Genomic DNA, 26,145 nt, shown 5'->3' with positions numbered 1-26,145 from the left:
ATAGGCGCGTAGCTCAGTGGTAGAGCACTGCTTTGACGTAGCAGGGGTCAGCGGTTCGATCCCGCTCGTGCCTACCAAAGAGCATAAAAAAATAAACGTTTGAATATTGAGGTTCAATATAATGGCTTTAACAAAAGAGCAAATGCAAGAAGTTGTAAAAGATTTTGGTAGAGATGGACAAGATACCGGTTCATCTGAGGTGCAAATTGCAGCACTAACAGGTAAGATTAAGGTTTTAACTGAACACATGAAAAGTAATCATAAAGATTATTCTTCACGTTTAGGATTATTAAAAATGGTTGCTCAACGGCGTACATTACTTAATTATTTGCACAAAGAAAATGAGCAAAAATATAATGAGATAAAACATAAACTTGGTTTGAAATAAAATATTTATACAAACCGGTATTACTTTAAAATATAATAGGTCGTATTAGATGGTAAAAAAATTTAATTTGCCGGACTTCGGTTACGAAGTTGAAATTGGCAAGGTAGCTCAACAAGCTGATGGAGCCGTTTGGTTTACACACGGAGGAACTGTTGTTTTAACAACAGCAACAGCTTCAGCAAGTAATGAATTTCCCGGCTTTTTGCCGCTTACAGTTGATTATCGTGAACAATATGCAGCAGCGGGTAAAATTCCAGGTGGATACTACAAGCGGGAAGGGAAATCGTCAGATAAAGAGGTTTTAACTTCTCGTGTTATTGACCGCTCAATACGACCAATTTTTCCTGATCATTATTTTGATCAAATTCAAGTTTTATCAACAGTGTATTCTGTCGATAGAAAACAAGCTCCTTCAATAATGGCATTGAACGCGAGTTCATTAGCATTATGCATTTCAGATATACCGTTTTTAGGGCCGGTTGGTGGCGTTGAAATGGCTCGTGTTGATGGCAAATGGGTAGTGAATCCTTCTTATGAAGATGCCGGTCGTGCTGATGCAACTCTTATCGTTGCAGGTACTAAAGAAGGCATTTGCATGATTGAAGGAACTTCAGATGAAATTTCAGAATCTGAATTTGTAGATGCAGCATTTATGGCTCATGAACAGATTAAAAAAATTGTTGCATGGCAAGAAGAAATTGCAAAAGAAGTTGGCAAAACAAAACGTCCGGTAGATCAAAGTATTGATTGGACTGTGTGGTCTGAAAGAGCATTAGAATTCTTGAATCAAGATCGCATTAAAAAAACATTTGTTGTTGATAAAAAAGAACGTTCAGAACAGTTGAAAGAACTTCAAGCAGAGTTCTCTGCTTATGTACAAACATTTGATAATAAGGTTGAAATTCCTGAACGCATACTGTCGTATCTTTTTGAAGAAGCATTTAAGAAGAAGTTTACTGATTTAGTATTTTCTGTTAATCATCGTGTTGATAATCGTGCTTTTGATCAAGTGCGAGATATTAATGTTGAAGTTGGCTTGCTTCCATTTGCACATGGTTCATCACTCTTTACTCGTGGACAAACGCAAGCGTTAACGAGTGTTACTTTCGGTGGTGGCCAAGACACTCAACGTGTTGAAAGCATTATGGAAGATGATACAGCTGATCGTACGTTTATGTTGAACTATAATTTCCCACCATTTTCGGTTGGCGAAGTTCGTCCAATGCGTGGACCGGGTAGACGTGAAGTTGGTCATGGATATTTAGCAGCATCTTCATTTCAATTTATGTTACCAAGTAAAGAGGCATTTCCTTATACTATTCGTATTGTTACCGATATTTTAGAATCAAACGGTTCAAGTTCAATGGCAACAGTATGTGGTTCCACTATGGCTATGATGCAGGGTGGTGTGCCAATTAAAAAAATGGTAAGTGGTGTTGCAATGGGCTTGTTAAGAAGTTCAACTGGTGATATTCATGTATTGACAGATATTAGCGGATTTGAAGATAACTTTGGTTTAATGGATTTTAAAGTTGCGGGTACCGATCAAGGTATAACTGCAATTCAAATGGATATTAAACATAAAGGTGGCTTTGGTCGCAATGTGTTCGAATCAGCATTAAAGCAAGCACATAAAGGTCGTTTGCATATTCTTAGTGAAATGCGTAAATGTATGACCGAACCGGCTGCAGAAATGTCAGCGTTGGTACCAAAAGTGATCAGTTTTAAAATTGATAATGATAAAATTGGTGCTGTAATCGGTTCAGGTGGAAAAATGATTCGTGAAATTATTGAAACTACCGGTGTAACAAGTATCGATATCGAAGATGACGGAACTGTTAAAATATTTGGTGTGTCAGCAGAGAAACTTGATAAAGCAACGAACTGGGTAAAAGTTCTTGCAGGTCAAATTAAGGCTGGCGATCGTTTTGAAGGTAAAATCAGACGCATAGTTGATTTTGGTATCTTTGTTGAATTGGTACCTGGTCAAGATGGTTTGGTTCATGTTTCAAGCATACCACGTGATAAACAACGTAGCTTCCAAAATATGTATAAACTTGATGATGTTGTACCTATTGAAGTTATCGATTATGACAGCGCAACTGGGCGTATTCGTCTTCGTATATTAGAAGATAAATAATATCAATTTGCCAAGAAGATAAAAAAGCAATGACATCGGTAAAACGTTATAATGGACGTGCGCACAATCAAGTGCGCACCCTTAAAATTATTCAAGAAACATTTGGTTATTCGGCAGGGTCAGTTCTGTTTCAGGCTGGTAATACAAAAGTATTATGTTCTGTTACTTTACAGCCAACGGTACCACCTTTTATGAAAGGTAAAAAAACCGGTTGGCTTAATGCTGAATATGCTATGTTGCCAACAGCAACAAAACATCGTACACAACGTGCTACGTCAGTGCAAAAATTGCAAGGGCGTTCAATTGAAATATCACGTTTAATTGGTCGTGTATTACGTACAGTTGTTGATCTGAGTAATTTTGGAGAACGTACTATTATTGTTGATTGTGATGTATTGCAAGCAGATGGTGGCACACGATCCGCTGCAATTACAGGTGCGTGCATTGCATTAAAAAGAGCGGAGCAACGCTGGTTAAAAAATGGCACGATTGAGCAATCATTCTTAAAAGATGAAGTTGCAGCAGTATCAGTTGGTAAGTTGCAAGACCATTATTTACTCGATTTAGATTTTGCAGAAGACAGCATTGTCGATGGTGATTTTAATTTTATTTTGACTAAATCAAATAGTATTATTGAAATTCAAGGAACTGCTGAAAAAACAGCACTTTCTTGGGATGATTTTAATGTTATTAAAGATTTGGCTGTGCAGGGTGTTGAACAAATATTCACGTTTACTGAGCAGTATGAAACCGGTCAAAAAGAAAAATATAAAAAAAATCATACGCCACTGTTTAGTTTACAAAATCGTTTAAAACAAAATTCATAAGTATGAATTTACAAAAATTAATTCAGCAGCAGGATATAGTACAAAATGGTATAATTGGATTTACCGTTGAAGATGCATACCCGCTGCTTTTTTTTTCTTATCTTTTAAAACATCAACAAAAATTATCTGATCCAATTATATATTTGGATATAAATAGCTGTCCAGAAAAAGATATTAAAGCACAGTTGGAAACATCATTTTTGGGGATGAAGCGTACCTATTGGTTGGGTGCAGTACATCAGTTACCCAAAAAGAAAGCTCAGAGTTGGTTAATGTATCTGCAGAAATATAATGGACCAAACGGTATTATGTTTGCTATTTCAGATGATCTCATTTCACCATATAAAGAATCTGAACAATCAATTAAAATAGTTGCTATTCCTGCACAGGTGAATAAAGCGATGCTTGCACAGTTGTTTACGTGCTTTGTTCGTGAGCTTAAGCCGATGGATAAACGATATATTGATAAAATGTTTATAGGGACTGATAAAATTAATATTGATGTTGCTTGTGTTCTTATGCATTATGTGCAAGTTATGGGTTCAAAATCACAAGAATTTTTTGATTGTTGGCTAGATCAATTGGTTATTCCGGATAAATCTCTCTTTAAATTGAGTCAATATTTCTTTGCTCAACAGTTTTCTATTTTTTTCAAGATGTGGTCTAAAATTAAAGATGAATATCCGGAGCAGTTTTGGATATCCTTTTGGTCAGAGCAGATATGGCGGGCATTATTTTATTGTCAAATGATGCATAAGCGCGATATTATTGCAGCAAAAAAAATTGGCTATCGTTTGCCATTTAGTTTTTTACAAAAAGATTATCGTCAACATACTATTGAACATTTACAACAAGCTCATCAATGGTTATATGATTTAGATGTTTCACTCAAAAATGGTGGCAGTTCAATTGGGTTAGACAATTTCTTTTCTCGATTTTTCAGCATGAACACAGAGTAAACCTTAAAGGGTTGAAAAAAAGAATAAATATGTACATACTTCTGTGCGAGAGGGTTGGAGATATCCTTTTTATTGCAGGAGTAACATATGAAGTTTTTATATCGGTTCTTTTTTTATCAGTTTTATATTGTTTTATCTATATATAGTGCAGATAATCAACCAAAAGAAAAAGTTAAAACATTGATAGAAATTGCTACTGCTTGTGTATTGCAATTGCCTAAAGAGCATTATAGATTGGTTCTTTCAGATTTAGAATGGATGAGCTGGATAGACCGAGTATTTTGTATTATTGAATTGAATGCAAAAAATATTGAGTTATTCGCTCAAAGAGCTATTGAATTGGATTTGCCTTATGCACAAAAAAAAGCTGCGTTGTGTAAGGTGGCAGAGGTGAAGTCTTATAAATTGGAAATTGTACAGATCAATAATCAAGAATTTAAGACAGGAAGAGGATCCGTTTTTGGATTAGCACGAGCATTTGAGTCTCTTGCTCTTCATAAAGATCGACCGGCATTTTGTCAAATATTACAATCAAATATAGCTAAAAATTGAATGTAAGTTATTTCATAAAACGATCCGGTTTTATGATACCGCCGGAGATGATGAGCGCAATAGCCTCTTGATGGCTTAAATCGGTTGGCATTAGTTTATCTCGCGTTACGATAATAAAAAATCCGCTTGTTGGCATTGGCGTAGTTGGTACAAATACATTGACAAATTCTTTATCTTTTTCTGGTGCAAGTGCTAGGGGCATTTCACTTGTTAAAAATCCGATGCTATAAATACCGGTACGTGGAAATTCAAGAAATACGACCTGTTTGAATGTAATTTGATCCTGTGGATTAAAAGCTTTTACTAGCTGTTGTATGCCGCTATACACAGTGCGAATGATCGGCACACGTAATAATAAACTTTCAAATGCATGTACTAAGGAGCGTAACATAAACAGTTTTAAAATGGTTCCGATTAAAAATATGATAACGACTGCAATGAAAATTTCTGCATGAGGTAAACAAAGTAAATATTTAGGGCATACCTGTGCAATTGGTTCAAGCCAACCTTTGAGCAGTCGAAATGATACATTAAATATTGAAAGAGTTAAGGTAATAGGTAAAATAGTAAGTAGTCCGTTTAAAAATAGTGACCATAAATAACGTATAAATGTCCGGAAAAAGTTTGTAATCTTATTCATCAAGGTATATTATCCTTCTAGTGCTTTTTGTAATTCCGTGGCACATGTATGGCCAATTTCATTTGCTTGTATTTCATTATCATTTTCAACCATAACACGTAATTTTTGTTCAGTACCAGAAAAACGTACCACAAGTCTTCCATTTGATAATTTTTGTTCATTATGTTTTATGATGGAAGCAAATGGTTCTTGTGTCAAATCTTTTTTGTTTTTGATTGGGACATTAATCAATATTTGAGGAAAACGTTTGAATGTTTGCATGGTTGTGTTATCTGTATAGATAATTGATTCCATGACGCGCAATGCAGTGAAAATACCATCGCCACTCGGTAAATAGTCATGTAATATGGTATGACCGGATTGCTCACCGCCAATAATTAAGTTATCTTCTTGTAGTTTGCGTGCAATATATTTATCACCTACCGGTGTGCGGAATAAACTACAATTTTTTTCTTCAAGCCAGACTTCCAATCCTTTGTTGGTCATAATGGTACCGACAACAATCGGTGTTTTTGTATAGATAGGATGATCCAGGAGTAATGCCAAAATATCATCGCCATCACGAATTTCACCTTTATTATTAACGGCAATAACACGATCACCATCACCGTCGAATGCAAATCCTGCATCGGCATTATGTTCAAGAACGACTTTTGTTAAATGTTCAGGATGAACAGCACCACATTGTTCATTAATGTTCTTTCCATTTGGTTGGTGGGCAAACGGTATGACTGTTGCGCCAAAATATTCAAAAAGTTCAGGTCCACATCTGTGTGTTGCGCCATGTGCACAATCAAGTACAATTTTTTTACCATGTAAAAAATTAGGCTCAAAAAATTGAACAACATAATCACAGTATGCTTTATATGCTCCTTGCCAATATCTTTCTTCACCTAATTGTGCATAATTATGAATCTTTTCAGGGATATCATAATATGTAGTAATTATTTCTTCATCAGTTACAGAGAGTTTTCCTTTTTTACTGTCAATGATCTTTATACCATTATCTTGAAAAGGGTTATGTGATGCCGATATAACAATGCCGCAATCGATATTTTTATGTTTGAGTGTTAACTGTACTATTGCAGGTGTGGGCATAACGCCGGTATCAATTAAACAAACAGGATAAGACAAAAGGCCGCTTTTTAAACTTGATTTAACAAATGAGCATGACAGACGTGTGTCATGGCCAATAAGCACCGTTGCATTGTTGCCATAGGTTTGTACAATCCATTTACCGAGCGCCATTCCCATAGTGTATAAGTTTGATGCAGTAAATGGTGATGTACCAACTGTTGCGCGAATGCCATCTGTGCCGAACATATTTTTCCTTGTCTTTATAGATTCTGTTTTAACTGTGCAAAGTGAAAAGCTGAGTAGTAAAAGGGTAGGAAATAAATGCAACTTCATACATACTCCGGTTGGTTTTATTTATGAATATTTTTTAAAAAGTAATTTATGATATTTCGATTTTACATGGGGTATAGTGTACCATTGTAATGGCATCAGGTAAAAATAATTTTTCAGAAGTTATAGCAATGGTCTGCTTTCCTGGAGTAAGATTGGTGCTATCTATATGAATAGCATATTTTTGGTCATCAAATGTATAAAGGTCAGTTCGTTTGCCACGCAATTGGACTTCTATAGATTCAGGTGCATTAATTATAGTTGATTCACTTATGTTATAAAAAGAAAGAGGAATATTGAAGCTGCAAGTTATAGGTTGATCATAATTAATTTTTAGCCAACAGAGTGCGCCTAATATGCATGCGCTTATCTTAAGCATGAGGTTGTTGTTGATCTGATGAAATATAAGGAGCTTCATTTTTTGGACCTTTTTTATTTTCTGATGATGCAAGATAATGAGTAATGCTTTGCAATACTTGTGCAGTGGTTAAATTGGTATATATATGTTCTTTCATAATGATAGTAAATAAACGATTTTGATGATTGTATTGCAACATAAATGCATCACTATTCATTAAATAATAGCTTGCTTTTGTGGATTCGTTTTCATTTATACCAGTGAGAGCTAAAGGCTTTTGCCAGGTTACATCTATTCCAAGTATATTTCCTTGTGTATCTATTAAAATGTAATGTTTTGCGTTAAAATCGGATGAATGGTATAAAAATTGTAATAGTTGTGTGGAGATCTGTGTATGCATGGGGACATTAATGGAAAGTAGATTATTTAAACTATTTTGATGTTCTATTAAGATAGAAATATTACCATTAGCTTGTAAGCAAAAACGTACAATTTCCTGTAACCAATCAATATCAGTTTTTTGTGCCGGTTTCACTTTAAATAATGAGATGAAATTTCTTTGTAAGTTTTTCTGATGGATCAAAATGAATAATATTATGGTGTATGGTGCTGTGTATTCTATGCATGTTAATAGCGTAGTTAAATTACCCAAAGAGCATGCAGCCCAAAAGAGACTGTAACCATAAAAATATAACGAAAGTTGTTTTTGTTTATCCTGTTTGAGCCAATGGAGCCACCAATAGAAAAGATAGCTTAGAGTAGTTATTTCAACTATGTCTTTGCATAGTAAGAGATGTAACGAGCGTATATACACAGCTTTCCTTTTTTGAGTAAGTATACTTCTCCTTGTGTATATTTTCAATAATCTTGATCTAGTTTTGACTGATCTTTTATTTTTTCTAGAAATGTTTTGGGATCAGTCTCACCGGGTTCAAAATCGTGTAAGTTTATATAAAGTTTTCGCCAACATAAAAACTTATGCATAGAAATTTCGTTTTCCAGAAGGCCTATAGTATTTTGGCATACTATTTCTTCTTGTTCAGTTTCACAGCCAAAATAGATTAAGCTGGATTGATATTCTATAGATTCTATTAAAGGTTTACATTGTGTATTGAGTTTAGTTAAGCATTTGAGCGCATATGCTTCATCATTTAAAGCAAAAGATGTAAGAGTGCAAGTTGAGTAAAAGAATATACTATATATTTTATAATATGACATATCTGATCCTTATTTCTTATTTATAAAATAAACAATAAGATCATACTTATTTTAATATAAATGTTCTAGTTTAGAGCTTAATTCCGTAATGCTTTTCTGCGTTGACGTCGTTTTTGTGATGCTTTTTTAATTTGGCGATCTGTTAATGATAATGCATATGCTTTGGGATCAGCATTTTGATGGCCAGGATTAAAACCGGTTAAATTATAACCGCACTTTAATTTGAATTGTTCAATTTCATATTCTTTTTTATCTCGTGACATGTATGCAGCTTGTTTGTGCTGTGTTCCCATCACTCGGCCAAGTTCCCATGCTTCATCTATATTCTTTTGATATTCTTCTTCTAGTGCAATACATGTTGTGTGTAATCTTTCTAAATGGGGTATTAAAGCAAGTCTTACCATTTTTAAATGTAAATCTGGAGATACATACTCAGGGTTATAATGTTCTCTATTTTTGAGTAATGTATGCATGCACAAGAGTTCTAGAGATGGAACGTTATTTTCACTATGATCAGCTGCAATACAAGATTTTGCTGAAAATGATACAGTTAAAATTAAAAAAAATAATTTAACAAGTGATTTTATTGTCATAATGACTCCTCTGGCTATATTTATGTCTATAAAGCTAATTATATCATGTATGTATATTTTGTCATATTTTTCATAAAAAAGGAGATGGTGTTATACTGATGAAATCATAATCAATGAAAAGTAAAAGGTATATTTCATGGCAAAAAAACAGATAATTTTAACCGGTGATCGTCCAACAGGGCCGTTACATTTAGGGCATTTTGTAGGTTCTTTGGAAAATCGTGTAAAGTTGCAAGAAACATATAAACAGTATGTGATGATTGCTGATGTGCAAGCATTAACCGATAATTATGAACATCCTGAAAAAGTGCACAAAAATGTACTTGAAGTTGCATTAGATTATTTGGCTGTTGGTATTGATCCTGCAAAAACAACTATCTTTATTCAATCAATGATTCCTGAAATTGCAGAATTAACTATTTTTTATCTTAATTTTGTCAGCGTTGCTCGTTTGCGCAGAAACCCAACAGTTAAAACTGAAATTATACAAAAAGGGTATGGCGATCAGGTGAGTGCAGGATTTTTAATGTATCCGGTTTCGCAAGCTGCAGATATTACTATCGTGAAAGGGACATTGGTTCCGGTGGGTGAAGATCAAGCGCCAATGATTGAGCAAACCAATGAATTGGTACGTGCATTTAATAGAACGTATAAAACAGATGTACTCAAAGAAACAAAAGCATTAATTCCTGATGTGGCACGTTTGCCCGGTATTGATGGTAAAGCAAAAATGAGCAAATCACTTGGTAATGCAATTTATCTTTCAGATTCGGCTGATGACGTTGCCAAAAAAGTTATGAAAATGTATACCGATCCTGATCATATTAGAGTTGAAGATCCGGGCAAAATAGAAGGTAATACCGTTTTTGCTTATTTAGATCTGTTTGATCCTAATAAACAAGAAGTTGCAGAATTAAAAGAGCAGTATCAACGTGGTGGTTTGGGTGATGTAAAAGTTAAGCGACGCTTGATCGATGTGCTCAATGCATTCCTTGATCCTATTGGTCAAAAACGTGCTGAATTTGCAAAAGACCCTCAAGCAGTTATGGATATTGTTTTGCGAGGAACTGATCAAACGCGCCAAGTTGCACAGCAGACCATGCGTGAAGTACGTGATGCAATGCATTTGAATTATACATAGTATTGATATATTTTTATAAAAGTATTTGTCATCTTATTTAAGAGTTATATGTTTTAGAAACTTTATATGTATTATATAATTGCTCTAATAATGTATAAGATCTTGGTTTTATGTAAGTACGTTTGCTATCCTAAAATAGAAAAATATTTTAGGAGGCGTTTAGATGAAGCGAACATATTTTAAAAAAAATATACTGGCATATCTTGTTCCGGCTTTGACGGCCAGTTTTTTTTTGTTTTTGATTGGGATTTCTATCTTTTCAGTGCAATATAAAACAAGGCAGTTCTCAGGCGATGCAATGGCAAGTGATATTATGCAATTGGCTGCAATTTTTGATAATATTCATAAAGATTGTACTATCTTAAGTTTTGATTATCAAAAGAACCCTATAAATTTTTTAAATGTTAAGTCATTTTCCGGTTCTGAAGTTGGGCCAATGAATTTAGCTCATCCGGAGCACTGGAAAGGGCCTTATGTGCAAGATAATCTTGCAATGCAAAATAAAGAATATCAGATAGTCCGCACTGATGCGGGCTATTTTATTGTTCCGGGTCAAGGAGTAAAGCTACCCAATGGCCAGATAGTAGGTGAAGAGATTCATTTTGATGAACAGACTGATATTCCCTACATGATGCTCAAAGATCGGCCATTGCACTTTAATGATAGACCATTAGCAGCGCAGTTGAAATTACAAGATATGCGTGCAGCGATAGATTTAGATGATTTGCCAGATGTTCAGTTGGGTTATTGATTTTCTGAGTTGGTTTGTAATGCATCATCAATTTTTACTAATGTGCCATTCAATGCAATTACTGCTTTTACGGTACTATCAGGAAATGTATAGGTTATTTTATCATGTAGCTCATGATAAGATTGCTTAAACAGTTCAGCGGCTACCATTTGTAAGGTAAATGCATAATGTATGCAATGTTCTTTGCTATTATATAATTGTTTCATTTCTTTTGACACTATATTTGATAGGCCATAAAGTATATTAATTTTTTGTAAATCAATTGTATCTGATGATTGATTACACATAAGTTCAGGTTGATTGATTAAAATATCAAATGTATGTGCTATAACATGTGCATTACTTGCAGATTGTTTTAATGCTGTCTGCTCCTGTTGTATCATTTGATCAATATCATGAGTACATCGTTGAGCGTAGGTATTTATAAGATTATCAGAAGCATTTTTTAATGTTTCTATTGTTTTGTATATATCAAAATTTTCTTGCTCTATTTGAGCATCTATTAATTGCCATGTTTGATAATGTTGTAGGCGTCTGCGTGCAAGTACTAAAATTTGGCCAAAAAGTTTATCCATACGTTTCTCTACAAAATTTTGTTCAGGATCGAGTATATCTTGAGCATTGGTAAGTTGTGAAATGCATAGATTCACATTTTTTCTAAAAACTGCATCTAACTGAGCAAAATAATACATATGATAAAAAAGATTTAATATAAGTGAATTTTGTTCAAATGAATAATTACATTTGTTCGCTATTTCTTTTGCTGTTTGAGCGCAATATGCTTTTTCTTGATCTGTGAGAAGGTCGGTAGGACTTTGAGGATAACTCATTAAATTGAACATACAAAAAGCTAATACTAAAAAGCGCATAATTAATATTCCTTATATATAAAATGAACTATTTCTTCAGTATAGCATGATTATAGTGAAAGTTACATGTGTATTTCCCATATAGCCAAATATTGCATATTTTTTTTCTAATTGAGTATTATATATGATATATAATATGTTTAATAAAAATGGAGAACAGATGAAAAAAATTATATTTACCGGATTATTGGTATTAGTTGCATTGATCCTTGTTTCATCAAATGGTGATACCGTCAATTATGGTAAAGTCTATATCAAAAACAATGCACCTTGGGATATCATCGTTACTGCCGATGTAGAAGATGAATGGGATAATGTTACCAAGACAGATTGGACTATTGCAACAGAGAGTGCTGAAGTATTGGGTAATATTATAACCTTGAGCAATATGAAATTTATGATTGATGTACAGAATGAAGAGAATCTGCCATCTTGGTTACAAAATAAAACTTTTTATATTAATATGCCAACGTTGCAAGAGAGCAAAGATCTTGTTATCTACATTGCAAAAAGTCGTTTTGGCAATCGATGGGATATTAAGCCACAATATGTATCGAATGTGCAAATTGAATATAGTGGTCAAGCCGGTTATAGTTTAACGACTGGAAATCGTTAACCTATATTTTTTATAAATGTTTTATATTTTTGTTAAAAAAGTAGCAAGAACTTTTTTAATTTCAGTGCTAAACTTTACGGTTATAAATGTTTTGGTTCCTTTTTCTTCAATATTCTTAATCAGTCCAATGCCAAATGTTTTATGTTTCACTGGTTGATTGATTTTCCATGCACCATTGAATGTTTTTTGAGGACCAGCTTTCTTATTATTGTCTTTTGCAAAAGGACTTTTGTTGCTGTTGGTTTTTGGTTTAACAAATTTTCTTTTAATTTCAGTTTTTTTTGTAGATGGCGCAGATGTTGAATAGTTACCAAAAGTGAACACCTGTGCATTGTCAGGTTGATTGATGTTGAGCCAATCAGCAAATTGATGTTTGATTGCATACGGTTGCATGTTGCCAATATCATGAGCAACAACGAGTCGTTCAGGAATTTCTTTGAGAAATCGTGAAGGGAGTTGATCGGACATTTGACCATAGGTATAACGATAGCGTGATTTACTTAAGAGCAAGCGTTCTTTTGCACGTGTAATGCCAACATAAAATAGGCGTCGTTCTTCTTCGATTGCATCTTCATCATGCAGTGAGCGTGAAGATGGCAATAAACCTTCCTCAAGACCAACCAACATCACTGTATCGAATTCTAAACCTTTTGCAGCATGTAAGGTCATCATCATAATGGCGTCCTGTTGTTTATCTTGTTTTGATGATTTTTCTTGCAATAATGCAACTTCTTCTAGAAATTGATCAAGATTCCCTTTTTTTTCAGATTCAAAATGGTTAATCGCACGCATGAATTCATTAATGTTATCGATGCGGCCTTGAGCCTCTTCAAGTTCATTTGTGTCTTTTATATATGCAATGTAATTGGTACGTTGAACAATGGTTTCCAAAATTTTGCTTGGCAATGTGTCAGCATTGATGTTATTAAATACTGAAATTAAACCTTGTAATGATAAAGCTTTTTTACCTTTGACGGCCTGTTCTTCAATCAATTTTTGTGCAACTTGAACGAAAGTTAAAAATGGTTCTTGTGACCAGCGTTCATAAAATGCGGTTTCAAATGCAGGACCCAATCCGCGGCCGGGAGTATTATATACTCTAAAAAAAGAAGGGCGATCAAAAGGATTTATAATAAGGCGTAAATAACCCAGCAAATCTTTGATCTCTTTACGTTCATAGAACTGTACACCACCAAAAATTTTATAAGGAATCGCAGCTTTAATTAATGCTTCTTCAATTGCACGCGATTGAAAATGTGTACGATACAAAATTGCACAGTTACTTAATTTGATTTCATTTTTTGCAACAGTACAAAATTGGGCAATGGCATCACCTTCTTGATATTCAGATCGGCAGGTAATGCTGGAAATACGATTGTTACCTTTTTTTGTGGACCATAACTTTTTTGGATTGCGTTGTTTGTTATGTTTAATGACATGATTTGCAACATCCAAAATAGATTGTACTGAGCGGTAGTTTTGTTCAATTTTAATGAGCTTAGTTTTAGGGAAATCTTTTTTGAAGTTAACCATGTTGGTTACTGTTGCGCCGCGCCAAGAATAAATCGATTGGTCCTCATCGCCTACAACACAAATTGATTGAGCAGCAAAACCGGTTTTACCTTTTTTTGACATTGCTTTGAGCAATGCATGTTGCACAACATTGGTATCTTGATACTCATCGACGAGCAAATGGCGCACAGTACTTTGAAAACGCTGTTGAAATTCTTTGTTGTCAAACAGTTTCAAACCATGATGAAGTAGATCATCAAAGTCCAACACTTTACTTGCTCGTTTTTCTTTTTCATAAGCGGTAAATACATCTTGCAATTGTGGATATTGTCCAAACATGATTTCACGTTCAGTCGGTTCGAGAGCAACGTTTTTTAAGTTTGATATTTGATACATGAACTGTTTAGCCGTTGCTTGTTTGCCCATGTTGGCACGTTGCATAATACCTTTAATAATTTTTTCTTGATCATCTGCATCAATGATGGAAAAAAATGGTGTCTCAAGAAGTTCTTGATTTTGTTTGAGTAAACGAACACAATATGAGTGAAATGTACCCACAAATGGTACGGTGGCATCAGGGCCCAAAAAAGTACCGATACGTTCTTGCATCTCTTTTGCAGCTTTATTGGTAAAAGTAAGCGCTACAATTTCATGAGAGTATACATCATGGTTGAGCATTAAATGTGCAATGCGTGATGTAATGACACGCGTTTTGCCCGAGCCTGCACCGGCAATAACTAATAATGAGCCATCTTTTTGCTCTACTGCTTTACGTTGCTGGTCATTCAGTTGTTTTTTAGTATAATCGTTGAATTTTTGTTTCATTTTAATGCCTAGAGTTTTTTCATTATTTGCAATGTGTCCAGTGTAGCAATAATTTAATTGTGCAGCAAAAAAGCTTCGATGCATACATCGAAGCTTTTTGTTTTAAAACAGTTTTTTAAATGAGCTAATTATATGGTTTATATGATTTTTCTTCCATTAAACGGGATCCGAGTAGTTCATTGATTTCACGTTTAGCGCGGCAACGTTCATCATTTTGAATATAAACAGATCGTGCTAATAGAATGAATTCATTATCAAAAGCTTTTTCTCGTTCTTTATCACGAATTAAATCTTCAGTTGTCCAAAGTGCTTCATTGGCTGATTTGAGTTCTTGAATGAGTTGTTCAAGTTCAGGGGTTTGTGTAATGGTAGTATCGAATGTTTTACGCAATGATCGCAATTCACGCCAAATGTTTTCCAATTTTTTTTCATCTTTAATACGCTCAGTTTTTATTTCAAGAATAGTCATTTTATCAATCAGTTCACCGGTTGGAACTTCAGCGGTTACAATTTGAGCAATTGGCTTTTGCATATTGCACGCTAAGTGGTGCATCATATCAAAAATAACATTTCTATCATTTGTTTGATTAAATGTCTCAATGCTGCTGTATTGTTGTGATAGTTCAGAGTTGTTATTCGGTGCAATAAACCAAACTTGTTTGTTCAAAGCAGCAGCGAAATGTGCAATGAATGGTTGATTGGTAATAATAACATCTAAATGATGTAAAATTGCTGCGATATCGGGTAGAGATTTTTTGGTGCGGTGTGAAAAAGTGTGAATATGTATATGGTCAGGTACATCAACTATTTTGAATCTGTCACAGGTATACATGGAAATGTCTTGCATACATGCAAGTGGATAAAAATCTTTAATTTCAATAGTGCTCTTTTTTTGTGTTGTTGCATTGAGTGGTTGGCAAAAAACCCCAACTTTATAATTGGTATCTTGTATGAACTGTTCTTGCCATAGTGCATGTATTGTTTCATCTACGATGAGTAATGGTTGTTTGTTTTTTACCTGTTTTGTAGTTTCTTGATTCATTGTAAGATCTTCAATATCTATTGCAATATCATATGCATATTCAGTTAATGAAGAAAAAATATGATCGATGTATGGGCACCAAGAAAGTAATGTATTTAGCTCTTCGGGTACTTTTACGGTGATTGTTTTATTTTGTTTTTTGAGTGCGTGTAGATGAGGTAAAAATGAAAGGGCAGCATGTCGATCGGATATATTAATTAATATATTTTTACATGTAGGAGAATTGATTTGCTCTAATAATTCATTCATGTTGTATTCATGTTTTGTTGCAGATCGAGTTAATGGTTCTATGATGTGAACTTTTGGTGAAGTTGTTTGAAAAACAGACAGTGATATTAACATGAAAACATTAAAATGCCTTAGCATGATACTTCCTTTTTTTTGCTTGCTTACTTCTTTTACTTTTTTTATATGCTGTAGTTCTACTATAGAAAATAGTAAAGGTCAAAATGAAAATGCCGGTATTTTTGTACCGGCATTTTCATATATATTTAATAGATATATTTATGCAATTGGTTTACTAACTTCTTTTTCCAATGCAGTTTTAATACGTGTAATGACCGATTCCCAATCGCCTACCGTTTGTTGGCGGAACAAACGCATAGTTTGATACCAGGGTGTTGTGTTTTCATTCAGATCCCAACGGCAGTCAGGTGAATAGGGTAAGAAGGTCCAAACATTTTTGCCCATACCGGCAGCCAAGTGAATAATAGAAGTATCAACCGAAATGATCAAATCAAGATTATCAATTAATGCGGCAGTATCCATAAATCTGCCATTACTTTCATCAAAGTCATGGCCAAATGTTTTAACGTTGAAGTTTTCAGGTAGTTCCAGCACTTGCTCAACACCATCAAATTTTTGCAATGAATAAAAACTTATTCCTTTAACATCTGCAAGCGGCGCAAGTAATTTTAATGGGATGCTACGGCGTGAAATTGGTGATTTGTTATTCTCATGTTCCGGTAGTACATGCCATGCAAGTCCAATTTTAAAGTTTTTATCCGATGCTAACTTTTGTTTCCATTGTGCAGACAGTTTTTTGTCAGCAAAGAGATATGGAATTGGGTGCGGAATAGTTTCTGCAGTTGTGTTTAAAATGCCTGGTAAGTTGAGCAATGGTGCTTGTACGTCAGGTTGTGTGTTAGCATCAAGTTTGCGTGCTAATTTATCGATATAAGGGCATGATTGCAAAATGGTATCAAGCGGTTTTTGTGTTTTGCAAATAACATAACCGCCTAAATTTTTAACCAATTTTGCATAGCGAATAAATTGTAAAGTATCACCCATGCCTTGTTCCGCGTAAAGCAATATTTTTTTACCATTTAATGGTGAACCGTCCCACAATGGAATATCCAATGTTTTAGGATCAATACCCAGTTGTTTCCAGCGCCAGTTGTAATGTTTCCATGCAGTTTTAAAATCGCCCAATGTCCAATAAGATTGCGCAAGAGCAATGTGAGCATCCGGGTATTCCGGTTGCAGTTCCAAAGCGCGAAAGAGATGAGGTAGCGCTTTTTTTGGTTCACGTTGCACGCGCAATGTATAACCTAAGTTGTAGTGTGCATTGGCAAGTTCGGGTTCAACTTCAATCGCTTTTTCGTACATTTTAACAGCCGATTGTGTATCACCTTGTTTATTATAAATATGTCCAAGGTTCAGATGCGTGTGCACATTTTGTGGTTGCATTTCAATTGCTTTTTTTGCATGTGCAATTGCGCGTTCAAAGTTTTGTAAGTCACTGTATACTTTACTTGCATTAAAGTGTGCTTCAAAGTTATTTGGTTGTAATGCGATAACAGCAGCAAATGTGCGGAGTGCATCAGTATATTTTTTAAGGCGATGTTGTACAAGACCAAGTTTTATATAGGAAAGAATAAAACCTGGATGTAATGATACAGCAGTACGATAATAAAATTCTGCCAATTCATAATTTTCTTTTTTGCACAATGCTGCACCAAGGCGAATAAGAGCAAGGATTGAAGAGTTGTCTTTGAGTAAAATTTGTTTGTATTGCTTTATTGCTTCATCAACGTTGTTTTCATGAAATAAAGCATCCGCTTGTGCAAAAAGTTTATTAATAGATGTTTGGTCATATGTTTTATGTTTGGCTAGTTGGTGAGGTTTTTCTGTTGGCGAGGAGTTGCTAAAGCAGTAGTTCCAGCTGTGTGTTAAAGGGTCTTTGAGTGTTAATCCTAATATAAGTGAGCCGCCCATAGCGATATAAGATGCGTAGGGCAATTTCAAAATACTTTGTGCTTGCATATTTATTTTCCTTTTTTGTTTAAATATTTTTTTGTTTTCTATAGTATCATTTTCTACTATAATTTAACCTAATAGTAAAACTGACAAATAATATTAAATTGTTATAGGGGAATTTCAAATGAAGTTTTTATTATCATTTTTAGTGATGACAAGTGTTTGTTGTGCATCCGATAAACCATCAATGTCGATTGAAGAGATTCGTAAGTGTAAATTCCGTCGTGGCACACAAGGTCAGCCAATAGTTGGTGGAGAGTTGAAAAGATCAAAAACTTTAACACCGCGTACTATGGAAGAAGTTTTAAAAGCTGCTCAACTATTGAAAGCAGAGCAGCCGAAATAGATTATTGTGTTTTTTTCATCAATCGCCAAAAAATATTATTCATTGGTGTTTGCCAATCAAATGGTTTTGGTTGTTTGAATATTTTCATGGTTGGATACCAAGGCGATGTTGTTTTGTGTTCCAACCAGCGCCAATCGGTGGCCCAGGGCAATAATAGCCAAATCGGTTTTGCCATAGCTCCGGCTAAATGTGCAATTGCTGTATCGACTGAAATAATTAAATCCATATGATGCATAACTGCTGCGGTGTCAACAAAACTACCATGTGTTTTATCAAAGGTTGCATCAAAGAGATGGACCTTGAAGTAGGGCGGAATAGATTGCAGTTGTTCAACGCCATCATGTTGTTGCAAACTATATAGGCTGACATTATCAAGTTCTGAGAGAATATACATCAATTCAAGAGGCATGCCGCGACGTGCAACCGGCGGACGTGAAACATCATTGGCAACACTTGCTTCCCAGCAAATGCCAATTTTAAAGTTACTGTCATGTTGTAAATATTCGCCCCAATAGGCAACACGTTCAGGATCAGGTGCGATGTAAGGTGAAAAATCAGATAATCGTTGTTCATGACTATGTAGAATTGCAGGAATGCTCATTAATGTAGTGTGATCATCAAATGGTGTCATTGGATCGCCAATTTTTATAAGTTCATCAATGTAGTCACATTGTTTCAGGAGTTCATATAACGGTTTTTGGGCTGCTACAATGACATGGATGCCATATTTTTTTAGTTCACGCGCATAACGTATAAAGTTTATGGTATCACCCAAACCTCCTTCAGGTCTTAATAAAATACGTTTACCTTGCGTAGTGCCTTCGGCAAAAAATGTACGCAGTTTGTCACCATTGCGATTTACTTGTTTTAAATAGCGTGCATGTTTTTCCCAACCGTTTTTGAAATCACCTTTAATGAGATATGCCATGCCAAGTGCAAAATGCGCTGCATTATAGTTGGCATCAAGTTCAATTGCTTTTTTATATAACTCTATAGCAATATCGGCATCACCTTGCATTTTATATGCATATCCTTTGTTATAGATCATGGTAATGTTATTAGGGTTTTTTTTGAGCATTTGATCATATAGTTTAATTGCTTTTTTTGTTTGTCCTAAAAGGGTATAGATAATGGCGAGTTCAAAACGATAGGCATAACTATTGGGTTCAAGTTGAACTGCTTTTTTATAATGTTCAACGCACAGGTTAAATTGCTCTTGTTCTTTATAGTAACGTGCACATTCAATATGTATCGATGCATTTTCCGGTTCAAGAGTTAACAGTTTTTTATAAAGACGAGTGACTTCATCATGATGATTCGCTTCTTTTAATAAAGCGATGAGTTGTAGATATGCTTTAGTATAATCAGGTTTAAGTTTGATGACACGGTATAATAGTTCAATTGCATTTTCAGTTTTTTGATTTTTTTTATAGCATGTTGCTAAGTTAGAGAGGAGTTCGGGTTGATCCGGATACATGGCATCAGCTTGCTGAAAGTATGATTCTGCTTGATCATATGACTGTTCATTAAATGCCTGCATAGCGTTGTTAACGACAGTTTTGAAATCATGAGCTTGTATATTGTATGATATTATAAGTAAAAGCAAGTAATAGTACATCGTTGTATTCCTTAAAGATTGTGGCCATTTTTGTCATCCTCGCGAATGCGAGGATGACAAAAATAGTTTATTTATGATTCAAATGGATGTTTAAATGTGATGAGTGGTTTTCCATCATATAAATGTGCTTTTAATTCTTTAACCACTTTTTGCATTACTGAATCCCAATCTCCCGGTGTCGGTTGACGGAATAGGCGCATGTTGCCAAACCATGGTGTGTTGTCACAATCAAGCATCCAACGCCAATCGGGTGGATTAGGTAACAAATTCCATGTTGGTACACCAAGTCCTGCCGCAATATGGCAAATTGATGTATCAATGGTAATAATTAAATCAAGATTCTTCATAACTGCTGCGGTATCCATAAAGCGACCTTTTGATTGATCAAAATCATCACCAAAAACAATGAGTGGTGCATCTTCAGGTAGATCAGCAAGTTGATCAGTTCCGGTCATTTTTTGCAAACTATAAACACTTACTCCCGGAAGTTCCATAATAGGTAAGAACTTAGTGATAGACATTGATTTTGCGGCAACCGCCATACGTAAAAATTGAGTTGAGTAATTTGGGTTCCCTTGCCAACAAATACCAATTCTAAAGTTAGTATCCGCACTCAAAATTTCTTTCCATTCCTCAACCAATTCAGGATCTGCATAAAGATAAGGAATTTCCGCCGGGACATTGTTAAGACGTGTTTGCATGTAGTAGGGCATCGAAAGCATCGGTGCATGGAAGTCAAAGTAAGGTGGTTTGTCTTGTGTCCAGATAATTTTATCAATGTAAGGGCATAAACTTATGATATCGAGTAATGGTTTTTGTACAGCAACAATAACTTTTGCTGCTCCCATATCTTTTGCAACTTTTGCATAACGAACAAATTCAAATGTATCGCCAAGTCCTTGTTCTGCCCAAATGAATAATGTTTTTCCGTATAAGTCAGAACCGTCCCATACCGGTTGTGTATATTGGCGTAATTTTTGTTTGTCGCTTCCACGTTTCCAGCGCCATTCATATTCTTCCCAGCCTTTTTTCCAATTATCCGGATGACAATTTCCTGTGAGTAATAATGCAAGGCCATAACTGAAATGTGCTTCAGAATGATTAGGATTTATGGTAAGAGTGCGATTATAATAAGGGATTGCATCTTCTAGTCGATTGAGTTTTTTGAGTGTATAGGCAATGTTATATAGAATTGCAGGATTGTCTGGAATAAGCTCTAGCAATTTGAAATACCATTCAAGTGCTTCTTCGGTTTGGTTGTCGGTGTTTAATGTATTTGCAAGATCAAGCATTACTTGGATATCGCGCGGGCGCAATTCGATTGCTTCTTTATAGAGTTCTACGGCATCTTTAAACTTGTTTTGATCTCGTAGCATGCCTGCTAACGGTGCAAGAGGATCAAAATAGTGGGCATCTTGTGCAAGAGCTGTGCGGTACATCTGTTCTGCTTGGGCATTATTGCCAATATTTTGATATGCTTTGCCGAGTTGGAAATAAGCTTTAGGGTATTCATTTTTGAGTGCGATGGAAGTTTTTAATGCTTCAATTGCTTCATTATGATTTTTTGTTTGTAGTAATACCACGCCAAGGTTGAAATATACCTGTGGTATGTCTTGGCGAATTTCAACAATCTGTTTATAGAGTTCAGTTGCTTTGTTAAAATCTCTTTTTGAAAATGCTGTATTAGCCTGCTCAAAAAGAGATTGGAAATCGTCGCCGTTGGCATGCAGATAACTGCATGCCAATATGGTTATTAATAGCCATTGTTTCATTATGTTTTTCCCTTTATTTAGAATAATTTGGTTTTTCATTCGGCTTGTTGGGTAAGTTGAGAGATGTGATGTTTAATATATTGTTTGTGTTGTACTGTAGCTGCAATTTTGTTAGCCAGCTCTACAAATTTATCATTAAAAACTGAAGCATCGGTCTCTTTGAGTTCATTATCCAATTGCCAAAGCTGTTTATTGATCGCAATTAGCTTTGAAGTGAGTGTATTGAGATTCATTTCTTCTTGTCGTTGCTCCATAAATTGTTGTACTTCAGGATGCTCTTTTGTTAATTTTTGCATCGCTTTCTGATATACATCAGATGTTTTGTAGGTCTGTTGAGGTGCTTTTGTTTTTTGTATTTCATGATACGCAACTGGAGAGGTTGCACTGGATTTGATTGGATCAAAAGTGAATTGTTGCGTATTCATTTCATGAACTGAACGGTTAGCATCCTTTTTTTCAGACGAAGCTTCATAATCAATTTGGTTCATTGCTTGATAAGGGCGCAGTTGTTTTATGCGACCTTTTTTTGCTGTTACTTGTTCAACTGTTTTTTCACCACGTAAAATCGGTATGAGAGCCTGTTTGCATTTTTCAATTGCACCAGCCCAATCGCCCGGTTTAGGTTGTTTAAACAGGCGCATATTGTTATACCATGGAGTGTCATTGCGATCCAGCATCCAACGCCAATCGGCAGGGTTTGGCAATAAGTTCCATGTAGGTACACCAAGTGCGGCTGCAACATGACAGGTTCCGGTATCAATAGTGATAATTAAATCAAGATTTTTCATGATTGCTACCGTATCCATAAATCTACCATGTTCGCTGTCAAGATCAGGACCAAAGGATCGAATCACGATATCGTCAGCAAGTTCTTTGAGTTGTTCTTCTCCGCCCATTTTTTGGAGGTTATATAATGATACGCCATTTAATCGTGCAATTGGTGCAAACTCATTGACATGCATTGATTTGCCCGCAACTGCTTGGCGTAAAAATTGTGTGCGATAGTTCGGGTTCCCTTGCCAACAGATACCAATTTTGAAATTATGATCATCTTTCAATTGGTCAGCCCAGTATGCAACCAGTTCAGGTTTTGCAAAAATATAAGGAACATTGTCCGGAGTCGTTTCAATTTCAGTTTTGAATACCATTGGTAAGCTCATCATTGCAATATGTGTATCAAATTGTGGTAATGGCTCGCCTCGAGCATACACTTCATCAATGTATGGACAAAGTTTCAGCAGATCCTTGAGAGGTTCTTGTGTTTGTACAATAACATAAGCTCCTAAATTTTTAATAAGTTCTGCATAACGTACAAACTGAATAGTGTCACCTAATCCTTGTTCTGCATAAATTAAAATACGTTGGCCTGCAATGTCGCAGCCATCCCATACCGGACAATCGAATTTTTTTGGTGATTCATTATATGCGGTCCAACGCCATTCATATTCAGGCCATCCGTGATACCAATCTTCAAGTGTTAAATAGGTTATTGAACGGCTAAAACGTGCTAATGCATAGTCAGGGTTTTTTTCCAACACGCGATCATATACTTCAAGTGCGCGCTCAATATAGCCCATTTTTTTAAGTGTATAACCAAAATTATATAATACGTGATGATTATTTGGGTTCTGTTCTAATATTTTTTCATACAGTTGTAATGCTTCCCATGAACCATCAATTAAATGAAGGGCATTGGCAAGTTCCAATTTATAGGTGTTGCTGTATGGATTTTTTTGTGTTGCTATGCGCAACTGTTCTATCGCCTCTTCAAATCGATCCAGATGTTTATATACTAATCCCAGGCGATGATGTAAGGCGGCATCTTTAGGATTAATCTCAATTCCTTTGTGATAGATATTGATTGCTTGATCATGTTTGCCACACTCTTCAAATGCTCTGCCGGCATGTACATATGCTTTTGCATAAGTAGGTTTTGTATTTATTGCTTGCATAAATGAATCAGCCGCTTGTTCATGTTTTTTCATTTGTGTAAGTACGACACCACGATTAAAATAAACTTGCTCAACATGTGGGCTTAATTTTGCAGCACGATTATAATAATCAACAGCCTCTTTATGATGCCCTTGATTATAGAGTTCATTTGCAGTATTGAAAGTTAACATGAAATCATCAGGGTTGAGTGAAATCGCATTTTTATAATGTTGTAAAGCTTCCTGCATATTGTCATCAGCTTTACACCGTTCTGCCTTTTTTAGGTATTGTTGAGATAGTTCTTTGAGATCATAAGTATGAGCCTGTAAGGGAGCAAGAAGTAATAACAGTAAAGATCTTTTGAGCTTCATGTGTATCCTTTTATTTAATGAGAAAGATATATTGCATTAAATTGATACTACATAAAGCTCAAAAAGTAAATTGGAAATTCCCTGAGGTTTTTTTATTGATCAATCTGTTGATAATATCTATCAAGCTTTTTGTTTAATAATATATCTTCTTGAATTGTATGAGCATTAAGCTCACACAATTTATTCAATATTTCGATACATGCTTGCGGATTAATATGTGTAGCACCTTCTAATACCGCAAGTTGTTTTGTATAAAGATCTTTTTTGCGTAAAATGTCATAACATTCGTGTTCATTATCATATCTTTCTTTTTCATCTTGTGTAAGCACAGGGAGTGCTATAAGCCTTTGTAGGATATTGCAGATTGTTCCATATGATTTAGTTTGTGCAGCTATTTGTTCTTCAAGTTGTTTAATTAAACCAAATTTTGTAACATGATTTTGATAAAATGTGATCATTATTTCTGTTTGTTGTTCATATTCTGTATTCATGCTATTTGGTGTTTTACAATATTCTTGTAAAAATAAAGCAGTTTCCCATAGTTTGTTATACATGACTGCAAGCCCAAAAGCTGTAATCTTATTAAGTGGCAGTTGTTCATTTATTTTTATGCATGCTAAGCATTTTTCTCGCTCAATCTGTTTTGCTAGCACTTCTAGTTCTGTTTGCAATCTCAAAAATTTTGAGGATTGAGGATTATAGGTATTAAGGAGTGCAGAAATATTTTTATGCAGTGCTTCATATTGTTCAAGAGGGCAACGGTTACAATGAGTTTTAATCCATCTGTGTTTATGTTTTAAATCAAGCCTTTTAATTTTTGTTGTTAAGCGAGCGTATGTGTTCTCTGTCGGCTCATATGTTTTTCTGAGGTTTATGAAAGCTTCACGCTGTTCGGTATAGGGAACGGTGTGACGTCTATATAAGAAATCAATATGTTGTTCAGCATATATTCTATCAATAAGCCTGGATGCATAATATGTAAGGTTTTTATTTTGTGCATTTTTGTGGAGTTCTTTAGCTTTGGTTAAGAATTTTATATCATAATGAAGATATGCATTGTGCATTTCATATTGTGATGCGATATCGTTATATCTCATGTATTCCGGATGAAAAGATGGATAACTATCGCGTAATGCAATTGCTTTTTCAATTGCTTTTTGACAAGAATCAATGTTGTTTATTTTTTCTGATAATTGAGTAAGTTCTTGATCTAATACTGTTTGTGTGTGTATTCGTTTGGCATGTAATGCTATAGCTTCAGAGTCAGCTCTATTATAGGTAGGTCTTTTATTTTTGTACTTTGGTTGAAGATGTTTGGCCATGAGTGATGCCAAATATGCTCGATTAGCTTTAAAAGCAAGTTGACTGATTTCAGATATTGATGCAAATGCTTTATCTCTTTGATTTTCATTTTTTAATAATTGTTTGGCAGAGTTGCATAAACGTATATAGCTGTCTTTATCTATTCCTGTCTTTAAGCTGTAATGAGCGCGCTCTTTTAATCGAGTGCATTGGTAGTCAAATGAAGCTTGTGTATATTCTTTTTCAAGTTTTTTAATACTTTCATGTAACTGCATGTGATGACTAGATGTTTGCTGATATGTATTGCGTAATTTTATTAGATTTTCTTTTTGTGTCTTTAGATATATTAGTTTTTTTAACAAGGTAGAATTGTTCTCTATTTGTTGTTGTTTTAAATTGTGTGCAAGCTGTAAGCGTTCGTAATTGAGAGTGATTTTTTTATGAAGTTGATTTAGTTCATGAGAAGTACGAGCATGAGCAAGTAGATCTGTATAGATTTCATTTAACGATTCATACGTTGCGGGTAATGGAAGAGTGGATTGCTCAAGATTGTGAGCGTCAGCTAGCAATATGTGTTTTTGAAATGTAAAGAGTGACATTGTTGTGGTATTTTTACGTTGTTTTTTTTTACCTGCTTGCAGATGGCTTGTTGCTAAAAGCATGCATGATATGACAATAATTTTTTTTTTCATGATATCTCTTTTGTT

General features: G+C 34.8%; 23 protein-coding genes and 1 tRNA gene. 10 read left to right on the top strand and 14 right to left on the bottom strand.

What is annotated here, in order from left to right:
- The first annotated feature begins 2 nt into the window (after positions 1 to 2).
- The 6 genes from WD055_05035 to WD055_05010 all read left to right on the top strand — a co-directional run bounded on the left by WD055_05035 (position 3) and on the right by WD055_05010 (position 4,866).
- Positions 3 to 77, top strand: a tRNA-Val gene (locus WD055_05035).
- Positions 78 to 121: 44 nt separating this feature from the next.
- Positions 122 to 388 (top strand): 30S ribosomal protein S15, encoded by a 267-nt coding sequence (gene rpsO, locus WD055_05030; GenBank protein MEX0849568.1) that lies wholly within the window; start codon positions 122 to 124, stop codon positions 386 to 388.
- 49 nt (positions 389 to 437) lie between these two features.
- Positions 438 to 2,528 carry a polyribonucleotide nucleotidyltransferase gene (locus tag WD055_05025; protein ID MEX0849567.1) on the top strand — a complete coding sequence of 697 codons (2,091 nt, stop codon included), beginning with the start codon at positions 438 to 440 and terminating at the stop codon, positions 2,526 to 2,528.
- Between the two features lie 29 nt (positions 2,529 to 2,557).
- Complete coding sequence (gene rph, locus WD055_05020) at positions 2,558 to 3,355, top strand: ribonuclease PH (protein ID MEX0849566.1); 798 nt, start codon at positions 2,558 to 2,560, stop codon at positions 3,353 to 3,355.
- Positions 3,356 to 3,357: 2 nt separating this feature from the next.
- Positions 3,358 to 4,314 carry a hypothetical protein gene (locus WD055_05015; GenBank protein ID MEX0849565.1) on the top strand — a complete coding sequence of 319 codons (957 nt, stop codon included), beginning with the start codon at positions 3,358 to 3,360 and terminating at the stop codon, positions 4,312 to 4,314.
- An 87-nt stretch (positions 4,315 to 4,401) separates the two neighbouring features.
- Positions 4,402 to 4,866 (top strand): hypothetical protein, encoded by a 465-nt coding sequence (locus WD055_05010; GenBank protein MEX0849564.1) that lies wholly within the window; start codon positions 4,402 to 4,404, stop codon positions 4,864 to 4,866.
- Positions 4,867 to 4,873: 7 nt separating this feature from the next.
- Here the strand turns inward: WD055_05010 and WD055_05005 are convergent, their stop codons facing one another.
- The 6 genes from WD055_05005 to WD055_04980 all read right to left on the bottom strand — a co-directional run bounded on the left by WD055_05005 (position 4,874) and on the right by WD055_04980 (position 9,082).
- A complete protein-coding gene (locus WD055_05005) occupies positions 4,874 to 5,506 on the bottom strand; it encodes a DUF502 domain-containing protein (GenBank protein ID MEX0849563.1) in 633 nt (210 codons plus the stop codon).
- A 9-nt stretch (positions 5,507 to 5,515) separates the two neighbouring features.
- Positions 5,516 to 6,829 carry a phosphoglucosamine mutase gene (locus tag WD055_05000; GenBank protein MEX0849562.1) on the bottom strand — a complete coding sequence of 438 codons (1,314 nt, stop codon included), beginning with the start codon at positions 6,827 to 6,829 and terminating at the stop codon, positions 5,516 to 5,518.
- A gap of 133 nt (positions 6,830 to 6,962) precedes the next feature.
- Positions 6,963 to 7,331 carry a hypothetical protein gene (locus tag WD055_04995; GenBank protein ID MEX0849561.1) on the bottom strand — a complete coding sequence of 123 codons (369 nt, stop codon included), beginning with the start codon at positions 7,329 to 7,331 and terminating at the stop codon, positions 6,963 to 6,965.
- On the bottom strand, positions 7,285 to 8,085 hold the full coding sequence (locus WD055_04990) for a hypothetical protein (GenBank protein MEX0849560.1): 801 nt from the start codon (positions 8,083 to 8,085) through the stop codon (positions 7,285 to 7,287). Before WD055_04990 ends, WD055_04995 begins: the two co-directional genes overlap by 47 nt.
- Before the next feature lie 44 nt (positions 8,086 to 8,129).
- A complete protein-coding gene (locus WD055_04985) occupies positions 8,130 to 8,489 on the bottom strand; it encodes a hypothetical protein (protein ID MEX0849559.1) in 360 nt (119 codons plus the stop codon).
- A gap of 77 nt (positions 8,490 to 8,566) precedes the next feature.
- Complete coding sequence (locus tag WD055_04980) at positions 8,567 to 9,082, bottom strand: hypothetical protein (protein MEX0849558.1); 516 nt, start codon at positions 9,080 to 9,082, stop codon at positions 8,567 to 8,569.
- A 136-nt stretch (positions 9,083 to 9,218) separates the two neighbouring features.
- On the opposite strand from WD055_04980, the gene trpS reads away from it, so the two are divergent.
- Both trpS and WD055_04970 read left to right on the top strand, forming a co-directional pair.
- Positions 9,219 to 10,223 (top strand): tryptophan--tRNA ligase, encoded by a 1,005-nt coding sequence (gene trpS / locus WD055_04975; GenBank protein MEX0849557.1) that lies wholly within the window; start codon positions 9,219 to 9,221, stop codon positions 10,221 to 10,223.
- A 163-nt stretch (positions 10,224 to 10,386) separates the two neighbouring features.
- Entirely contained in the window at positions 10,387 to 10,974 is a 588-nt protein-coding gene (locus WD055_04970; GenBank protein ID MEX0849556.1) for a hypothetical protein, read from the top strand.
- Here WD055_04970 and WD055_04965 read toward each other — a convergent pair.
- Entirely contained in the window at positions 10,968 to 11,843 is an 876-nt protein-coding gene (locus WD055_04965; protein MEX0849555.1) for a hypothetical protein, read from the bottom strand. The two genes, WD055_04970 and WD055_04965, sit on opposite strands and share 7 nt — an antisense overlap.
- Before the next feature lie 160 nt (positions 11,844 to 12,003).
- Here WD055_04965 and WD055_04960 point away from each other — a divergent pair, with 160 nt between their 5' ends.
- Positions 12,004 to 12,459 carry a hypothetical protein gene (locus WD055_04960; protein MEX0849554.1) on the top strand — a complete coding sequence of 152 codons (456 nt, stop codon included), beginning with the start codon at positions 12,004 to 12,006 and terminating at the stop codon, positions 12,457 to 12,459.
- A 21-nt stretch (positions 12,460 to 12,480) separates the two neighbouring features.
- On the opposite strand, the gene WD055_04955 is transcribed toward WD055_04960, so the two are convergent.
- The 3 genes from WD055_04955 to WD055_04945 all read right to left on the bottom strand — a co-directional run bounded on the left by WD055_04955 (position 12,481) and on the right by WD055_04945 (position 18,103).
- Positions 12,481 to 14,796, bottom strand: coding sequence for a UvrD-helicase domain-containing protein (locus tag WD055_04955; GenBank protein ID MEX0849553.1), 2,316 nt, complete (start codon positions 14,794 to 14,796; stop codon positions 12,481 to 12,483).
- Between the two features lie 124 nt (positions 14,797 to 14,920).
- Entirely contained in the window at positions 14,921 to 16,180 is a 1,260-nt protein-coding gene (locus tag WD055_04950; protein MEX0849552.1) for a DUF6165 family protein, read from the bottom strand.
- Positions 16,181 to 16,342: 162 nt separating this feature from the next.
- A complete protein-coding gene (locus WD055_04945; protein ID MEX0849551.1) occupies positions 16,343 to 18,103 on the bottom strand; it encodes a tetratricopeptide repeat protein in 1,761 nt (586 codons plus the stop codon).
- A gap of 118 nt (positions 18,104 to 18,221) precedes the next feature.
- Here WD055_04945 and WD055_04940 point away from each other — a divergent pair, with 118 nt between their 5' ends.
- On the top strand, positions 18,222 to 18,443 hold the full coding sequence (locus tag WD055_04940) for a hypothetical protein (protein ID MEX0849550.1): 222 nt from the start codon (positions 18,222 to 18,224) through the stop codon (positions 18,441 to 18,443).
- Between the two features lies 1 nt (position 18,444).
- On the opposite strand, the gene WD055_04935 is transcribed toward WD055_04940, so the two are convergent.
- The 4 genes from WD055_04935 to WD055_04920 form a co-directional block, all read right to left on the bottom strand.
- Positions 18,445 to 20,061 (bottom strand): tetratricopeptide repeat protein, encoded by a 1,617-nt coding sequence (locus tag WD055_04935; GenBank protein MEX0849549.1) that lies wholly within the window; start codon positions 20,059 to 20,061, stop codon positions 18,445 to 18,447.
- A gap of 71 nt (positions 20,062 to 20,132) precedes the next feature.
- Positions 20,133 to 21,833 (bottom strand): tetratricopeptide repeat-containing glycosyltransferase family protein, encoded by a 1,701-nt coding sequence (locus WD055_04930; protein ID MEX0849548.1) that lies wholly within the window; start codon positions 21,831 to 21,833, stop codon positions 20,133 to 20,135.
- A 35-nt stretch (positions 21,834 to 21,868) separates the two neighbouring features.
- Positions 21,869 to 24,136 carry a tetratricopeptide repeat protein gene (locus WD055_04925; protein ID MEX0849547.1) on the bottom strand — a complete coding sequence of 756 codons (2,268 nt, stop codon included), beginning with the start codon at positions 24,134 to 24,136 and terminating at the stop codon, positions 21,869 to 21,871.
- A gap of 92 nt (positions 24,137 to 24,228) precedes the next feature.
- Positions 24,229 to 26,130 (bottom strand): hypothetical protein, encoded by a 1,902-nt coding sequence (locus tag WD055_04920; protein ID MEX0849546.1) that lies wholly within the window; start codon positions 26,128 to 26,130, stop codon positions 24,229 to 24,231.
- Positions 26,131 to 26,145 lie beyond the last annotated feature (15 nt).

The sequence above is a fragment of the Candidatus Dependentiae bacterium genome, assembly GCA_040878395.1.
GTDB lineage: Bacteria > Babelota > Babeliae > Babelales > Vermiphilaceae > JAKBEL01.
This window is presented reverse-complemented; position numbering and strand designations above follow the sequence as displayed.

Bases quoted from the DNA above. Each gene is read 5' to 3' on its own strand.
- rpsO (MEX0849568.1), top strand. From the start codon at position 122: ATGGCTTTAACAAAAGAGCAAATGCAAGAAGTTGTAAAAGATTTTGGT.
- WD055_05025 (MEX0849567.1), top strand. From the start codon at position 438: ATGGTAAAAAAATTTAATTTGCCGGACTTCGGTTACGAAGTTGAAATT.
- rph (MEX0849566.1), top strand. From the start codon at position 2,558: ATGACATCGGTAAAACGTTATAATGGACGTGCGCACAATCAAGTGCGC.
- WD055_05015 (MEX0849565.1), top strand. From the start codon at position 3,358: ATGAATTTACAAAAATTAATTCAGCAGCAGGATATAGTACAAAATGGT.
- WD055_05010 (MEX0849564.1), top strand. From the start codon at position 4,402: ATGAAGTTTTTATATCGGTTCTTTTTTTATCAGTTTTATATTGTTTTA.
- WD055_05005 (MEX0849563.1), bottom strand. From the start codon at position 5,506: ATGAATAAGATTACAAACTTTTTCCGGACATTTATACGTTATTTATGG.
- WD055_05000 (MEX0849562.1), bottom strand. From the start codon at position 6,829: ATGTTCGGCACAGATGGCATTCGCGCAACAGTTGGTACATCACCATTT.
- WD055_04995 (MEX0849561.1), bottom strand. From the start codon at position 7,331: ATGAAGCTCCTTATATTTCATCAGATCAACAACAACCTCATGCTTAAG.
- WD055_04985 (MEX0849559.1), bottom strand. From the start codon at position 8,489: ATGTCATATTATAAAATATATAGTATATTCTTTTACTCAACTTGCACT.
- WD055_04980 (MEX0849558.1), bottom strand. From the start codon at position 9,082: ATGACAATAAAATCACTTGTTAAATTATTTTTTTTAATTTTAACTGTA.
- trpS (MEX0849557.1), top strand. From the start codon at position 9,219: ATGGCAAAAAAACAGATAATTTTAACCGGTGATCGTCCAACAGGGCCG.
- WD055_04970 (MEX0849556.1), top strand. From the start codon at position 10,387: ATGAAGCGAACATATTTTAAAAAAAATATACTGGCATATCTTGTTCCG.
- WD055_04965 (MEX0849555.1), bottom strand. From the start codon at position 11,843: ATGCGCTTTTTAGTATTAGCTTTTTGTATGTTCAATTTAATGAGTTAT.
- WD055_04960 (MEX0849554.1), top strand. From the start codon at position 12,004: ATGAAAAAAATTATATTTACCGGATTATTGGTATTAGTTGCATTGATC.
- WD055_04955 (MEX0849553.1), bottom strand. From the start codon at position 14,796: ATGAAACAAAAATTCAACGATTATACTAAAAAACAACTGAATGACCAG.
- WD055_04950 (MEX0849552.1), bottom strand. From the start codon at position 16,180: ATGTTAATATCACTGTCTGTTTTTCAAACAACTTCACCAAAAGTTCAC.
- WD055_04945 (MEX0849551.1), bottom strand. From the start codon at position 18,103: ATGCAAGCACAAAGTATTTTGAAATTGCCCTACGCATCTTATATCGCT.
- WD055_04940 (MEX0849550.1), top strand. From the start codon at position 18,222: ATGAAGTTTTTATTATCATTTTTAGTGATGACAAGTGTTTGTTGTGCA.
- WD055_04935 (MEX0849549.1), bottom strand. From the start codon at position 20,061: ATGTACTATTACTTGCTTTTACTTATAATATCATACAATATACAAGCT.
- WD055_04930 (MEX0849548.1), bottom strand. From the start codon at position 21,833: ATGAAACAATGGCTATTAATAACCATATTGGCATGCAGTTATCTGCAT.
- WD055_04925 (MEX0849547.1), bottom strand. From the start codon at position 24,136: ATGAAGCTCAAAAGATCTTTACTGTTATTACTTCTTGCTCCCTTACAG.
- WD055_04920 (MEX0849546.1), bottom strand. From the start codon at position 26,130: ATGAAAAAAAAAATTATTGTCATATCATGCATGCTTTTAGCAACAAGC.